Source organism: Actinocrinis puniceicyclus, from assembly GCF_018283645.1.
In the GTDB taxonomy this organism is placed as follows: domain Bacteria; phylum Actinomycetota; class Actinomycetes; order Streptomycetales; family Catenulisporaceae; genus Actinocrinis; species Actinocrinis puniceicyclus.
Genome location: NZ_JAGSXH010000375.1, coordinates 1 through 537, shown reverse-complemented (window position 1 = coordinate 537; position 537 = coordinate 1). Strand labels below are relative to the sequence as shown.

General features: G+C 68.0%; 1 protein-coding gene. It reads right to left on the bottom strand.

Going from position 1 to position 537, the window contains the following annotated elements; genetic code table 11:
- The coding region (locus KGA66_RS29360; RefSeq protein ID WP_246509014.1) for an SGNH/GDSL hydrolase family protein at positions 1-537 on the bottom strand (537 nt) is incomplete at both ends.

The following is a 537-nucleotide window of genomic DNA, read 5'->3' as shown; positions in this document are numbered from 1 at the left end:
GCCGCCGTTGCCGATGCTGCCGGGGACGGAGAGCAGGGCCGAGTACCACACCGCGGCCATCTTGTCGTAGCCGCCGGCGTTGGGGTGGACGCCGTCGACGAGGTCGGACGCCGTCAGCGCGCTGTGCATGTTGACCAGGTGCACGTGCTTGCCGGCGTTGACCTTGCTCTGCACGATGCCCGGGATCGCCGCGTTGAAGGTCTGGACTGCGGCGTCCCCGCTGGCGTACCCCAGCGGGATGATCTGCGCGACGAAGACCTCCGCGGTCGGGTCCGCGGCGGTGATGTGGTCGATCAGGGTGGAAAGACGGCTCGGCGCGCCCGGCAGGTTGTAGTTCTGCGTGATGTCGTTGGTGCCGATGTGCAGCAGGACGCTGTGCGGCCGGTAGGTGTTGAGCCAGCCGGTGATGTTCGCGTCGATCTGGTCGATACGCCAGCCGGAGTGGCCCTCGTGGTCGTGATCGCCGAGCGTGGACGGGCCGTTGAACAGCGACCCGACGAAGTCGACCTTGTACCCGGCCGAGACGAACCGCTGCCA